Here is a 15,746-nt window from a genome sequence, read left to right on the forward strand (position 1 = left end):
GTTTAAAAAGCGAGGTGTAAAACCTCACCTACAACATGCACCAAACCGTAGGTACAAATTTACTTCGCGCTCATATCACGTAGCTTGGGTGTTTAAAAAGCGAGGTGTAAAACCTCACCTACAACATGCACCAAACCGTAGGTGCGAATTTACTTCGCGCTTATATCACGTGGCTTTAATGTTAAAAAGCGAGGTGTAAAACCTCACCTACACATACACCAAACCGTAGGTGCGAATTTACTTCGCGCTTTGTAACGTGGCTTTAATATTTAAAAAGCGAGGTGTAAAACCTCACCTACAACATATGCCAAACCGTAGGTGCGAATTTATTTCGCGCTCATGTAACGTGGCTTTAATGTTTAAAAAGCGAGGTGTAAAACCTCACCTACAACATACACCAAATCGTAGGTGCGAATTTATTTCGCGCTCACTCATCTTAAAAATTTCTATATTTCTGCTACCTTTAAATAAAAAGGATCAATAAAAATGCATCGTTCCGATTTATTAAGAAAAGGCAGAGTATCGTTAATAAATCGATTTTACTCTATTACATTGGTAGCACATAAAATAGAAGATAAGTTTATCTCTATAGATATTAATCGTTTAATTATTAAAGAAATGAAAAATATAGAAGATCAAAAAGCAGCTAAAACAATAGCGTTTGTAATTATGCCAAATCATGTTCATTGGTTAATTCAATTGGGAAATGAAAAATCCCTATCGGATGTAATTAAATCTTTTAAAGGTCGCTGCTCCAAAACTATACGCGATCGCTTAGGGGTACAAAAACTATGGCAACGTAACTACTACGACCATATGATTAGAAATGAGGATGATTTACTTAATAACGCTAGGTATATAATTGCAAACCCTTTAAGGGCTAAAATCGTCGATAAAGTTGCTTCGTATCCCTACTGGGACTGTATTTACATAAAGTAAAAAGCGAGGTGTGAAACCTCACCTACAACATACGCCAACCCGTAGGTGCGAATTTACTTCGCGCTCATATCACGTGGCTTTGGTGTTTAAAAAGCGAGGTGTAAAACCTCACCTACAACATGCACCAAACCGTAGGTACAAATTTATTTCGCGCTCATATCACGTGGCTTTAATGTTAAAAAGCGAGGTGTAAAACCTCACCTACACATATGCCAAACCGTAGGTGCGAATTTACTTCGCGCTTTGTAACGTGGCTTTGGTGTTTAAAAAGCGAGGTGTAAAACCTCACCTACAACATACACCAACCCGTAGGTGCGAATTTACTTCGCGCTTTGTAACGTGGCTTGGGAGTTTAAAAAGCGAGGTGTAAAACCTCACCTACAACATACACCAACCCGTAGGTGCGAATTTACTTCGCGCTTTGTAACGTGGCTTTGGTGTTTAAAAAGCGAGGTGTAAAACCTCACCTACAACATATGCCAAACCGTAGGTGCGAATTTACTTCGCGCTTAAAGGTTTTCTAAAACGTATTCTGCGCGGCTTACTGCAAATTCTTTATCTTGTTCTACAAACAAACCGGTTACTACCGAGTTATCAACAATCATTGCGTAACGTGAAGAACGTATACCGCCAAAGCCAGCGGTGTCTTTATCAAGGCCTAATGCCTTAGTAAAGCTTGCATCACCATCGGCAAGCATGGCAATTTCTTGTGCGTTTTGTGAATCGCCCCATGCTTTCATAACAAATGCATCGTTAACTGATACACAGTAAATAGCGTCAATACCTTTTGCTTTAATTTTATCAGCGAGGGTAATAAATTCTGGTAAATGAGCATTTGAACAGGTTGGTGTAAACGCGCCTGGCACAGCAAACAGCACAACTTTCTTACCTTCAAATAACTCACTGTTCGTCAATGTTTGCATGCCGTCGTTAGTTAATTGCGTAAGTGTTACAGCCGGTAACGTTTGGCCTTGTTCAATCATAATAAATCCTTAAAAAATATTGAAACGTAATGAATTTTTAGCTTATCGCTTAATGCGGCTAACATACAGCTTTGTTTATTTTTTAAGGCCCAAGCTACCTTTTATTGTTTGCATTTGCTGCTGTAACTGATTACGAATATCATCAACAAGTAAACTTGATTCACTCACTTGCCCTTTCATGCTTTGCATTGATTTACTAAAATTGTCGAGTAAGCTACTTTGTTGCTTTGCCAGTTCCATTGCCTCAAAAGCAACGCTGTTTGCACTTTGAGCATTACTAGCTACCCCTTCGGAGTTTAGTTTTAGCTCTTGAGCATTTTGTGTTTGCGACTGTGCACCGTTGGCCAATGCTGATATTTGCGTAGACACCACTCGCGAGTTTTCAGTTAACAAGCTTAGTTGATCGTTTATATCGCTAAGCGATCCTTGTGTTTGCCGCGCTAACTGCCTTACTTCATCAGCAACCACAGCAAAGCCACGTCCGTGCTCTCCTGCACGCGCTGATTCAATCGCTGCATTTAGGGCTAAAAGGTTAGTTTGTTCGGCAATATTACGAATAACCTCAATAATTTTACCCACTCCATCAACACCTGTTAGTAACTCTTGTATGCTTTGCATTCCTTGCTCTACACGCACTTGCGTATCAGAACTGGCATCTAACATATTTGCTGAAAAGCCCAAACTTTGCTCCATTGCAGTAAATGTACTTTGTGCGTTATCGGCCACCTGTGCATTTATATCATTTACCTGCTCACCAATACGTTGAATGTCGCTTAATAAGTTTTGGTTTTGTTCAACTTGCCCATGGCTAAGCGATGCTTGTTGACTAATAGTGTATAAGTTTTCGCTCATTTGCTGCATAAAGCTGTTAACCACCTTTAGCATTTGTGCCCGCTCTTGCGCTTCAGTTCGCTGCCTATCGATGAGTTGATTAAAAAACTGCGCAATCTCACCAATCTCAGTTTTTGAATTTTTACTTTCAATACTCTTAAGCTCATTACTTTCAATTAAAAAAGCAAAGCCATCTCGCAATTGCCTAAGCGGGTTTAGTACTTGATTACGTTGTACAAAATAAACGCTCGCAGCCAATATAACCAACGTACCTATTGCAACACAAAATACCCAAAGTACTTGCTGCTTTAAATTATCTTGCTCCGCCTTAAGCGCCTGCTCTGCATTAATAACCGTATTTGAAAGTGCACTAATTTGTGAGCGTAACGCATTAGAGCCATTTTCTCGTAACTGAGTTTGCTCAAGAGTACTTGCTAAATCACGCGGATAACGATTAGGCCAACTGACAAGCTCTGACTTTATTTCGTCGCCAAGGTCTTCGGCTTCTTCATCAATAAATAGAGCGTCTTCGTCAACGGCACTCATAACGCCTAAATTAGGAAGCTGCTCAATAGCTTGTGCTAATTTATTTAAATTTACGATGCTTTGTTGCAAGCTTTGTTCTGTGTTTTTATCGTACTGAACAATAAGTTGATAGGTAAATAAAGATAAATTAATTACTTCAGTGTAATAATCACTCGCCAGAGAGTAATACATTAGCGCATGGTTATTTTGCTTCGGTGCTTTTTTAGCATAGCTAATTAATGTTGATGCTGAGCCTGCCATTTGCCTAAGCGCGTTATCAAGTAGTGCGGTTTCGTTACCCGAAAGCTTACCAAGTGCACGGTATTTGCCATTTATGTCATTGTTGAGGTTCGTTAATTGCTGTTCAAGCGTTGTGCTTAACTCACTTGGCAATATAGATAATTGATTAACTTTAACATTGTTAATTAAAGTAGAGGCTTGATTTAAATATTGGTTGTCACCTTGGTCTAAGTAACGCCCTAAATAACCGGCTAAATCAACTAAAATAGTATTTTTGAGTTGGCTGTATGCGGTATTTTGCTGCTCTAGCTTAAGTAAAGTTTGGCTTGCCCAAAATAAGGTAAAGCCTAATAAAATACTCGCCAAAGCCAATAATATAGCCAGTAACCGGGTGATAGATGACACGCGCATAAATCTTAGCTCCAATAGTGAGTGCGCGCTTAGAGTATTAACTATTTATGACACTTTTATGTAAACCACCTTTAAAGGCAGAGTTATTCAACAATTTTTAATGTAACCAATACAAAAGAACTAATTTAAAGGGCAAGATAAAAATCGCTCCTAAAAATGATGAATTAAAAATTCACCTAAAATCGGGGTTAAAATTAGATTCCAGATTATTTATTTTAAATATAGAGGTCTGTTGAACTTTCAAGATTAAAATTTATTCTACCTAGAGGTGATTAAATCGCGACACTAGGTTTGTAACCTAGTGGTCTCGGTAACTGCTCCTGCGTTACACTACTGGTTTACATCTATATAAGAATAAGTAAAAACCGAGCAACAAAGAGTAAACCACCTTTAGAACAAACCCAAAAGGCAGTAAATTCAGCCTCAAAAAATAAACAGGCCTAGCTTAATCACTACCAAACAAATCTCGTGTATACACTTTGTCAGTAATATCACTAAGCTCTTTAACCATGCGGTTAGATACAACAACATCAGAGATGCGTTTAAATTCATTTAAATCTTTGATTACGCGAGAATGAAAAAATTCACTTTCTTGTAACACTGGTTCGTAAACTACAACCTCAATACCTTTGGCTTTAATGCGCTCCATAATGCCTTGAATGGCTGAAGCCCTAAAATTATCAGACCCTGCTTTCATAACTAAGCGGTAAACACCAACCACTTTAGGGCTGCGTTTAATGATTGAATCAGCAATAAAGTCTTTTCGCGTTGTGTTGGCATCAACAATTGCACCTATTATATTATTAGGAACCGATGCATAATTTGCTCTAAGTTGTTTGGTATCTTTTGGTAAACAGTAACCACCATATCCAAACGATGGGTTATTATAATAGTTACCTATACGTGGGTCTAAACTAACACCTTGTATAATTTGCTTACTATTCAAACCATGTGTTTCTGCGTAGCTATCTAACTCGTTAAAGTAAGCTACGCGCATTGCTAAGTAAGTGTTTGAAAATAATTTAATTGCTTCAGCTTCTGTAGAGTCAGTAAACAATACTTCAATATCTTTTTTTATAGCGCCTTGCTTAAGTAAGTTAGCAAACACACTTGCACGCTCACTTTGCTCACCCACTACAATGCGTGATGGATATAAATTATCGTGTAGTGCTCTACCTTCACGCAAAAACTCTGGTGAAAATATTAAATTATCAACACCTAACTTATCTTTAATACCATGAGTAAACCCTACAGGCACTGTAGACTTAATTATCATTACAGCAGTTTTATTGTGCGCCATTGCATCTTTAATCACAGCTTCTACTGAGCTTGTATTAAAGTAATTATTTTCGACATCGTAATCGGTAGGTGTTGCAATAATTATAAAATCTGCATTTTTGTAAGCGGCTACTTTATCGGTAGTCACTGTAAAATTTAAGTCATTACGTGTTAAAAAATCACTAATTTCGATATCAACAATAGGCGACTGCTTCTTCTTTAAAAGCGCTATTTTTTGCTCATCAATATCGAGCGCAACCACTTCATTATGTTGCGCTAATAACATAGCGTTAGAAAGGCCAACATAGCCCGTACCTACTACTGTAATTTTCATATAAACCCTTCGCGCCAATAAATAAACGAATGTTTCAAAATACGCAAAAAAACTAACGCAAGTTAAAAATCATCAAAATTGTTTTTAGAGTTTAGTATAAAATTAAACAATAAGCTTAACGCAAAAAGCTAATGCCTCGAAATAGAATCATCAATTACATGATTATTTTTACCATCCATAAAAAGCACTAAGCCTAAAAAAGTTATCATCGAACACTGTTTTACCTGTATATAACTCTAAACCCCAATAGCCATCTTGCAACTGCTGGGTATAACGTGTTTCTAGCTCAAAACCTATTGAATATGGCGCATCAGCAGAGCCTATCTTACCATTTGAATCCATTTCTGTTTCGATACGTCTAAATGTAGTATCTATGTTTTGCGTCGCGCTATATTGCCATACCCAGTTAACTGATTGGCTTTCAGCGCTTGGGTAATGCTGAAAATAACGCTGTTCAGCCCCCCAATGCCCTAATGCCTGTTTATCAATAGTATTACCTTGAGAATAAAGCTTTGACCAATACCACTCCGTTTGCCAGCGGCTGTTTTCAAGTCTTAAGCTGTGGTTTTCACTTAAATAAGGTAAATATAAACCAAAGTTATAACTGTTATTACGAGTACCACCAAGAGTGTCTTCAAGCCCCATATCGCCATAAAGGCTAAACGGCATGTCAAACCATGCCGCTTTATAATCAAAACTTAGTGAAGCTAATTGGTCGCCTACCTCATAGTTAGGGCCATATTTTTGGATTTCTTCTGCATTTACATTATCGTTACCACCCGGTAAAAAAAAGGCTTCGGTAAAACCTTTTAAGCTTACTGAACGATCACCACCACCAAATTGTAATAACCTATTTGCCCCTAACGTTAATCCATCAAAAGGTGCAAAGCTTAAATGCACACCAGCTAAATGAGGTTTTCCTGATGAGAACTCTGTATATGTAACACCTGAGTCAATAGCTGGATCTGTTTTCATTTTCATGTAAAACAAGTCGTAGCGTATATCAAAATCGGTAATGGGTTTTACATTACTAATACTTATTGAAGGAAGTGTTTTAGCATTGGTACTTAAAATCATTGCGCTATCGTTAAACGGTGAGTACCAATGCTCACGGTAACCTATGTCAACTTGCGCGTATTCGTTACCAAAATAAACAAAACTTTGAGTAGGTAGTAGGTTATCCTCGTTAGCAATACCAGCAACACTTACACCAAAGTGATTACCAAAATTAGCAAAGCCACCGGCCTCTAGCTTTAAATACGTATCAACCTTTTGGCCACGCTGGTTAGGGATTGATTTAGATTCATTACCATAAGCAAGCGTTGCTTTAGCATAAGTTACTGCATCTGATTGCTTGTAAAGAGCCAATTCATTAAATAACTTTTGATATAAGCTTGGGTAGCTATGCTCAATAGATTTTAATACCCTTAATACTTCAGACGTTTTATAAGGTTTACTCATCATATGGGCGTTATCGCCAACTACTAGCAACTTTTCAACTAGGTGCTCTAATTGAGGATTCTGTTTTAAAGGTAAATAAGCTGATACACCATTTGCTAGAACCTGAGAACTAAACATCAATCCTATTAATACGGGTAATTTTTTTAGCATTTTTATTCCATTTATTGTTATGTTCTAGGTAATACGTACATAATAAAAAATCGCTGCTGAGTTAACAACAACGATTTGATTAATTTAACATTTTAGTAGGTATTAGTTGATTTGACACTGATACAACTTAAATTTTTCAAAAGCGAGGTGTAAAACCTCACCTACAACATACGCCAACCCGTAGGTGCGAATTTACTTCGCGCTCATGTAACGTGGCTTGGAAGTTTAAAAAGCGAGGTGTAAAACCTCACCTACAGTATACGCCAAACCGTAGGTGCGAATTTACTTCGCGCTCATATACCATAGCTTTAATGTTAAAAAGCGAGGTGTAAAACCTAACCTACAACATGCACCAAACCGTAGGTGCGAATTTACTTCGCGCTTTGTATGTGGCTTGACTGTTTTAAAAGCGAGGTGTAAAACCTCACCTACAACATTCGCCAAACCGTAGGTGCGAATTTACTTCGCGCTTTGTATGTGGCTTGACTGTTTTAAAAGCGAGGTGTAAAACCTCACCTACAACGTACGCCAAACCGTAGGTGCGAATTTACTTCGCGCTCATGTAACGTGGCTTGGTTTTTTAAAAAGCGAGGTGTAAAACCTCACCTACAACATACACCAACCTGTAGGTGCGAATTTACTTCGCGCTTTGTAACGTGGCTTTGGTGTCAAAAAGCGAGGTGTGAAACCTCACCTACAACATACGCCAAACCGTACAAAATCACTAGATTATTAATTTTTTGCGTTCATAAGCATATTTAAATGCTGAGCAAACTCTTTTCCTAGCTTTGCGTCACGCATACCGTACTCAACAATCGCTTTTAAATAACCTAACTTGTCGCCACAGTCGTGCGAGCGCCCGCTCATATGGAATGCTTCTACCGTTTCTTGCATAATTAACGCATCAATCGCATCGGTAAGTTGTATTTCGCCACCTGCACCTGCATGCGTTTTAGCAAGTAAAGGCCAAATATTTTTACTTAATACATAACGCCCAACCACCGCAAGGTTTGAGGGGGCTGCATCCGTTGCTGGCTTTTCAACCATGGCTTTAATTTTTTCGCTTTCACCTGAGGCTAATTGAACGCCATTAATATCAGCAATACCGTATTTACTTACATCTTCCTGTGCCACAGGTTCTAGCATAATCTGGCTTGCTTGGGTTTCGTTAAAGCGCTTAATCATCGCGGCTAAGTTTTCAGTTTTTTGATTCGACGTGTAGGCATCGAGTATTACATCAGGGAGTAGCACAACAAAATCGTTATTACCTACAATTGGCTTTGCACATAAAATTGCATGCCCTAGCCCTTTAGCCTCACCTTGGCGTACACTCATAACCGTTACGTCTGTTGGGCAAATTGAGCGGATTTCGTCAAGCAGTGCGCGTTTAACACGCTTTTCGAGGGTGGCTTCTAGCTCGTAGCTTGTATCAAAGTGGTTTTCAATCGCATTTTTTGAGCTGTGTGTAACTAACACTATATCTTTAATACCTGCGGCTACACATTCACTAACAATATATTGAATCAGAGGTTTATCAACAATTGGTAGCATTTCTTTAGGAATTGCTTTAGTCATGGGCAACATGCGAGTGCCTAGGCCGGCAACAGGAATTACAGCTTTCATAGGTAGTCCTTTATTGTAAATAATTAAATCTATATTTGACAATAACGTACCAAACGCTAGTTATATATAAACTGAATAGATACAATAAACTCGGATAAGTAGGAATTAGTTATTAGAGGCTAGGGGGCTAGCTCCTAATAATTATCAGTAGGCATTTTTATTTATAAAACCTTTAAAGATAGTCAAAAACACTATTTTCAAATCAAAAATAAGTGACCAATTACGAATATATTCAAGATCGAATTCAATTCGTTTTGCCATTTTATCGAGCGTATCGGTTTCACCACGCCAACCGTTTATTTGCGCCCATCCTGTAATACCTGGTTTTACTTTATGACGAAGCATATATCCATTTACAAGTGAACGATATTCTTCATTATGAGCTACGGCATGAGGTCGAGGGCCGACTATCGACATCTGCCCTTGCAATACATTCAAAAACTGTGGGAGTTCATCAAGGCTTGTTTTACGAATAAACTGCCCTATTGGGGTAAAACGACTATCATTTTTAGTGGCTTGGGTTACTTTAGCCCCATCCTCCATCACGTTCATCGAACGAAACTTCCAAACTTTTATTGCTTTACCATCAATACCATAACGATTTTGTTTAAAAAACACAGGCCCTTTAGAGCTAACTTTAACAGCAATAGCAAGCCCTATTAATACAGGTGAAATTAAAGCAAGTATTAATACTGATAATATTACATCTTCTATACGTTTAACTATAGCGTTACTACCATCTATGGGTGAATCGTAAATGCTTATAGTGGGTATGCCCATAATAGTATCACTGCGTGAATGTAATAACTGGTATGTAAAAACATCAGGCACTATATACACACTTGCAGTGCTATCGGCGAGTTCTTTAACTAACCACTTACGACGTTCATACGCTTGTGGAGGTAGTACGATATAAACTCGGTCAATTCCGCCTATTTTGCAATCAGCAACCAACTGTTCAAGATCGCCCAAAGTTTGTGCAGCCACAACTTTTTGATTAGGCGTTTCATCGTCATAATAACCACTAAAAACTAACCCAAAACTAGTATGTTCAATAATATTATTTGCAAATTTTTGACCTAATACACCAGCCCCTACAACTACCACACTACGAGTATTGTAACCCTGTGCACGCAACAACCTTAATAAAAAACGTAAAAATATCCTGTAAGTACCTAACAATACTGTCGCTAATGTAAACCACGCAAGCTGTAATCCTGTAGGGTTTAAGTATTCAGGGGCTAAAAAGTTAACGCTTAAAAATAATACGGCAGCACTTATAAACCAATGAGATATTGTTTTTTTAAGCTCTTTATAGAGTGACAATCCGCGCCATGATATATACAACTTGTCTAGTTCACTAGTAAAATGAAATAAAAACACAGCTAATAGTGCAGCCGTGGTGTGCTGCAATAGCCATGCTTTATCATGTAAAAAAGTACTTAACCATAAAGTACCAACAATAATAGTAATATCGAGTACTCGTTGAACAAATGCAACAATGGTTGCATTACTTTGCAAAATTCCTTTATGCATTTGCATATGATCCCAATTATTATTGTTAAAAACGCAATTCTTATTATAACACTTTATTTAAATAAAATATAAACGGATCATTTGAGCTTTTCTTTAAATAAAAGCCAAGCAAATTTACAATTAGTAACCAAATAACGCTTCCACATTCTTCTCGGCTCTTGTATTACACGATAGAGCCATTCTAAACCATATCTTTGCATCCACAAAGGCGCACGTTTAACTTTACCTGCTACAACATCAAACGTACCACCAACTCCCATTACAAAACTTACACCTAATTTATCTTGCCATTTATTAATGAAGTTTTCTTTTTTTGGGGATGTAATAGCTACAAATAACAATTTTGCACCAGACTGCTTTATTTTTTCAACTATCGCTTCTTCATCATCCCAAAAATATCCATGGTGATACCCTGCAATAATTAAATCAGGATTTTGCTCTTTCACTTTCTGTACTGTTTTACTAACAATATCGTCTGTTGCTCCCAATAAAAAAACCGGAAACTCCTCAACGGCACTCATATTTAGTAAGTTATGAAATAAGTCCACCCCAGCTACTCGCTCAGGCACATCATGCCCACAAAAACGAGCCCCCCAAACAACGCCCATACCATCTATATTAATAATATCGCAGCTTTGAACTGACGCAGCTAAATGTGTATCACTTTTCATATTAACTAACTTGGCTACATTAACAACAGAGTGCTGAGTAAAAATATTACTCTGAATTTGTTTTTTTATTATTTGCACAGTCTCCACACTTGTACCTGCATGTAGTTCAGTGTTTAAAAATTTAATTTTTCTCATAATCACCCTTTTTTAAAGCACTCTTTGAGATAAAAAGTATAAGTAATACATTTAATGTCATTATAAATAGTTTGGCAAATAAGAAGTAAGTTTCATCGATGAATAATAAATAAAACATAAATGAGATAGAAAGAACCCCTGCAACTTTTACTTGCTCACCAACTATTATTAACGGTGTACCTATTAAAATAAAAATGAAATACAAAGAGTGACTCAATCCTAAAAGTATAAAATTTAAAAGCTTTACTTCATGGACCAAAAAAAAGTGCTGCATTAAAAAAGGCCCCAAAGCAACGATTGGCAAAACTGACAAAATGAAAAAAGGAGATAACTTAATTATTTTTTTCCAATAGCTTATAAACTCCTTTGGATTACTCTTATGCATTTTGCTCAGTCTAGGGTAAACAACCATCATAATTACACCACAAATAAGAGAGATTGACTGTGTAGATAAGGTTGACATGAGTATAAAGTTCGATTTAGGTTCACTTTGCTGCATAAAGCGCTCACAGTATATATAAGCAGCAATAGCTAAATCTAAAAAAACGAGAGGAACAATATTATTTACATAAATTTTAATTTTTTTAAAAGAAATATAATCAACTCTCAAATCGCAAATTATATTTGAGAAAAGGAAATGAAAGCCATAAACAAAGAAAATACCTATAGCTAAAGATAAAAAAATAAACTCACCACTTTCAAAAAGAAACACCGAAAAAAAAGCAAAAACCCAACGTAATATAATAGATAATGTATCCGCTTTTAAAAACGCACTTGTGTTACCTGTAACTCTTAAATAGGCACCAAAGTAATAAACAAAACCTAAAGCTAAAGTTAGCAACCAAACAGAAAAAAAATTAACACCACCCTTGAACACAGCTATAATTAAAAAAGACACCAAGACACTGAAAATAAAAAAAATAAAACTAGTAGTTATAATTTCTTTATTTACACAAAGTTTTATCACAGCGTTTTTCTGTGATTGAAAAAGAAAAGTAACAACCCACATAACTAACGAAAAATCTAACAGAAAAAGTTCAAAGCTTTCAGACGAAATTTTTCTACCGTAGTAGGCAAAAGAAAAAAACATTAATAATGGAGGAAGTGCCCTATTAAAAAATGATAAATAAATCTCTTTTTTCAGGTTCATTAATTACGTTGTCCAATTCGTTTTGCTGGTACCCCTGCGTAAATACTATATGCGGGAACGCTCTTAGTGACAACTGAACCAGCTGCAATCACTGCGCCCTCTCCGATATGAACCCCTGCTAACAAAATAACTTTAGCTCCAAGCCAAACGTCATCTGATATTGTTATGTTTTTATATTCATAACCTTGCTCATTAACAAGTTGGTTTTTTTTTATAATATGGTTTCTTGAGATAATACAGCAATCCATTGCGATCAAAACATTATTGCCAATATCTACCCCACCACCTCCATATATATTAACCCCTCGACCAATATAAGTTTTCTCACCCACACTCACTTGAGATGGCTCTAAAATTGTAACATTGGGCATGATATTAACACCACGACCTTTATTGCCTAGAACCCTACTCCAGTACAAGTTTTTTAGAGGCCTTAAAAACGAATGAAAAGATAATACACCAGAAATAACACCTAATATTTTGTTAATCATTGATAGCTGACTTCCTCTTTAAAATGAATAAGTACTAATATTAAAACTAAAAAAAATGAACCATTGACAATAATATTGCCTACCATCATTGGAGTAAAAATTAATATAAAAAAACCCAACCTATTGCTCTTCAACATAAGAATGCTTTTCAATAAAATAGTCAAAAACACCAAAAATAATAAGATACCATTTTCTACAAGTATCTTAATAAAATCATTATGTGGGTCAGTGTACATAAAATGAAAAATATAGTTACCGTAGCTAAGAGTGTTAGTACCAAGACCAAAAATATAGTCACTGAGGTTAAGTGCAAAAAAGTGCTTTAATATTAATGACCAATATACTAATCGCCATGCCAAGGAGCCATCACCGCCAAGATTACCCTCCGAAATCAAGTTTTGAACACTTCCATCATATAGGAAGTCAAACTGAGTAGAAACTTTATCTAAAACACCTAATTTAAATAGAATTACACATGAAAAAAGAGTAAGAAATATAACTTTAGGAGTTAAAATTTCACGTCTGAATCTATATAAAACTAACAAGCAAGAGACAATAAGCGGGCCCGAACTTTTTGAAATTAAAAGAACTAAAAAACAACTTGCAAGAGAGCAATAGCCATAAATATTTCTCTCTCGTGTAGAAAATAAAAAATAAAAAAGTATGGGTAGAAAAAAATAAGCCATATGATTAGGGTGTTGAAATACAAACGCATACCTTTTTAGGCCACCAATTGTCTCCAATAGATAAAAGCTTTCAAAAAAGCTTAAGATAATAGCGAAAAAAATAATACTATTAAAAACCTGCCCAATATTAAACCTCATTTTTGATCTAAAATAAATTAAGAATAAAAGTAAATAACTTATATATCTAAAAAAACCTTTCACAGCTTCAACATTCAAATTCTCATTGACGGAAAATAAAATTGAAAGCAAGATCAATAAAAACCAACCATTGGACGTATTACCAACCTTAAACTTTAGATCACTGTTTAGTAAAAACAAAAATATAGTGACGGGGAATATAATATAAACAAGTGATGGGAACTTACTTATTAAAACAAATACAATTAATAAAATTAAACTATGCATTAATTTTTTATCTTTCTACTTAAATACTTTGAAAAATAGTTTCTTACTCTAATATCACCAATCTTTTCTTCCCTATTAAATAAAGAATGAAAATACCCTAAGAAAAATTTCACAGCATTTTTGGGGTTTTTAAAAAGTAAGTAAAACGATTTCATCAATGCGTACAGTACAGAAGTGCCTCTATAATAACTCGCGTATCCATAATATTTATAGTTTACATTAATACCAACTTCCCTTGAATAAACCTTAGCCTCTTTACATACAACTGACTTCCAGCCACTCATATCTGCCAGCGCGCTGCTTATAGCATCAGCGGAAGGGCCTATCAGGTAACCTGATTTATCAAAACAAGCCTTGCTCCATAGACGACAACCTCCCCGAACCCAATTTGGATCAGCTTGATCTAACTTTCCGCCATCTAAGTAAATCCGCCCACTTGTGATTCCTACCTTTTTATTGCTTTTCAGGAAATCAGTGAGTTTTTTATAATAATCCATTTCAGGAAAACAATCAGAGTCTAAAATACCTACATAATCAAGCGAAAGTTCTAAGCTCAATAATTCATCAAATGCACTCTTGATTATTCTAGAGTATTTAAATCCCAACTCATGTGCTTTACCATATGAGTCATCATAAAAAACTTTCATTTGCTTAACATTTTTTGGCTTTTTTATTTCTTTAAGTAACTCTTTACTTCCATCGGTACTACCATTTTCAAGAATTATCCAGCATTCAATATCAACCGTCTGTGAAGCTATTGATTCAAACAGAGGTATAATCGAATCAATCTCATTATGCAGGGGCGTAATTAAGCCTATACTCATTTTATACCCTTATCATGTTTTATGTACCAAGCTATAGCTTTAAATATACCTTCATCAATCCTGAACTCTGGTTTATAACTTAAAGAGTTAAAAGCCTTGCTAATGTCAGCTTGCGAATGGCGTACATCACCAGCTCTAAAATCACGATATATTGGTTTTTTTGAAGCATCTATATCGCACAGCTTTAGTGCAGACTGTATGGCATTGTACAAAACGTTAAGCGTTGTTCTATCGCCTACCGCTACGTTGTATACGTTGTCTTTAGCTTCATCGTCAGCAGTTGCAGCAAGAATATTCATTTGCACTGTGTTTTCTATAAAGCAAAAGTCGCGGCTTGTTTCACCATCACCGTTTATATAAACATCTTCACCTTGAATCATAGCCGCAGTCCACTTAGGGATTACAGCTGCATATGCCCCATTTGGATCTTGGCGTTGACCAAACACATTAAAGTAGCGTAAACCAATTGTTTTAAAGCTATATGTTTTTGCATATACATCCGCATAAAGCTCATTTACATATTTGGTTACGGCATAAGGCGAAAGCGGGTTACCTATGTTTTCTTCTACTTTTGGTAGGGCCGGGTGGTCGCCGTACGTAGAACTACTTGCTGCATAAGTGAAGCTTTTTACGTTAGCCTCTTTTGCTGCTTGTAACATATTTAAAAAGCCAGTGATATTAGCCGCATTTGTTGTTAAAGGGTCAGCCATTGAACGCGGCACCGAGCCAAGTGCTGCTTGGTGTAATACGTAATCAACGCCGTTACCATTATTAGCTAATGCTGCTTCGCAATTTTGGTAATTACGAATATCACCTTCTATAAAGTTAAAACCTTGCCACTGCTCTGCTGTCACTAGGCCTTGCACTTCATCTAGGTTATGTTGATGGCCTGTTGCAAAATTATCAAGCCCGACTACTTTTTGATTTAATTTTAATAAATGCTCTAAAAGATTAGAGCCAATAAATCCAGCTACCCCTGTTACTAACCACGTTTTAGGCGATGAAAGTAGCTCGGTTTTAATTTGTTCGTAACGTGACATGTGTTCCCCCCTATAAGATATTTGTATACTGAA

Annotated in this window: 13 protein-coding genes; 1 reads left to right on the forward strand and 12 read right to left on the reverse strand. The window is 36.3% G+C overall.

Annotation, left to right across the window (positions count from 1 at the left end):
- Positions 1-486 precede the first annotated feature (486 nt).
- Positions 487-939, forward strand: a complete 453-nt coding sequence (locus tag LOS73_RS18750) for an REP-associated tyrosine transposase (protein WP_457934121.1) — start codon at positions 487-489, stop codon at positions 937-939.
- Positions 940-1,448: 509 nt separating this feature from the next.
- Here LOS73_RS18750 and LOS73_RS18755 read toward each other — a convergent pair.
- The 12 genes from LOS73_RS18755 to LOS73_RS18810 form a co-directional block, all read right to left on the reverse strand.
- A complete protein-coding gene (locus tag LOS73_RS18755; RefSeq protein ID WP_033031288.1) occupies positions 1,449-1,922 on the reverse strand; it encodes a peroxiredoxin in 474 nt (157 codons plus the stop codon).
- Positions 1,923-1,997: 75 nt separating this feature from the next.
- Positions 1,998-3,929, reverse strand: a complete 1,932-nt coding sequence (locus tag LOS73_RS18760) for a methyl-accepting chemotaxis protein (protein ID WP_457934122.1) — start codon at positions 3,927-3,929, stop codon at positions 1,998-2,000.
- Positions 3,930-4,374: 445 nt separating this feature from the next.
- On the reverse strand, positions 4,375-5,541 hold the full coding sequence (locus LOS73_RS18765) for a nucleotide sugar dehydrogenase (RefSeq protein ID WP_033031285.1): 1,167 nt from the start codon (positions 5,539-5,541) through the stop codon (positions 4,375-4,377).
- 168 nt (positions 5,542-5,709) lie between these two features.
- Positions 5,710-7,152 carry a capsule assembly Wzi family protein gene (locus LOS73_RS18770; RefSeq protein ID WP_457934123.1) on the reverse strand — a complete coding sequence of 481 codons (1,443 nt, stop codon included), beginning with the start codon at positions 7,150-7,152 and terminating at the stop codon, positions 5,710-5,712.
- A gap of 732 nt (positions 7,153-7,884) precedes the next feature.
- Positions 7,885-8,775, reverse strand: coding sequence for a UTP--glucose-1-phosphate uridylyltransferase GalU (gene galU, locus LOS73_RS18775; RefSeq protein ID WP_457934124.1), 891 nt, complete (start codon positions 8,773-8,775; stop codon positions 7,885-7,887).
- 144 nt (positions 8,776-8,919) lie between these two features.
- Entirely contained in the window at positions 8,920-10,311 is a 1,392-nt protein-coding gene (locus tag LOS73_RS18780; protein ID WP_457934125.1) for an undecaprenyl-phosphate glucose phosphotransferase, read from the reverse strand.
- Between the two features lie 77 nt (positions 10,312-10,388).
- A complete protein-coding gene (locus tag LOS73_RS18785) occupies positions 10,389-11,117 on the reverse strand; it encodes a WecB/TagA/CpsF family glycosyltransferase (protein ID WP_457934126.1) in 729 nt (242 codons plus the stop codon).
- Positions 11,104-12,267: a hypothetical protein gene (locus tag LOS73_RS18790; protein ID WP_457934127.1), complete on the reverse strand. Its 1,164-nt coding sequence runs from the start codon at positions 12,265-12,267 to the stop codon at positions 11,104-11,106. Before LOS73_RS18790 ends, LOS73_RS18785 begins: the two co-directional genes overlap by 14 nt.
- The gene (locus LOS73_RS18795) at positions 12,267-12,758 is read right to left on the reverse strand and encodes an acyltransferase (protein ID WP_457934128.1); all 492 of its coding nucleotides are present in this window, start codon (positions 12,756-12,758) and stop codon (positions 12,267-12,269) included. The genes LOS73_RS18790 and LOS73_RS18795 overlap by 1 nt, the downstream gene beginning before the upstream one ends.
- Complete coding sequence (locus LOS73_RS18800; RefSeq protein ID WP_457934129.1) at positions 12,755-13,849, reverse strand: O-antigen ligase family protein; 1,095 nt, start codon at positions 13,847-13,849, stop codon at positions 12,755-12,757. The genes LOS73_RS18795 and LOS73_RS18800 overlap by 4 nt, the downstream gene beginning before the upstream one ends.
- Entirely contained in the window at positions 13,849-14,673 is an 825-nt protein-coding gene (locus LOS73_RS18805) for a glycosyltransferase family A protein (RefSeq protein ID WP_457934130.1), read from the reverse strand. The genes LOS73_RS18800 and LOS73_RS18805 overlap by 1 nt, the downstream gene beginning before the upstream one ends.
- Positions 14,670-15,713 carry an NAD-dependent epimerase/dehydratase family protein gene (locus tag LOS73_RS18810; protein WP_457934131.1) on the reverse strand — a complete coding sequence of 348 codons (1,044 nt, stop codon included), beginning with the start codon at positions 15,711-15,713 and terminating at the stop codon, positions 14,670-14,672. The genes LOS73_RS18805 and LOS73_RS18810 overlap by 4 nt, the downstream gene beginning before the upstream one ends.
- Positions 15,714-15,746 lie beyond the last annotated feature (33 nt).

Source organism: Pseudoalteromonas sp. SCSIO 43210, assembly GCF_054133285.1.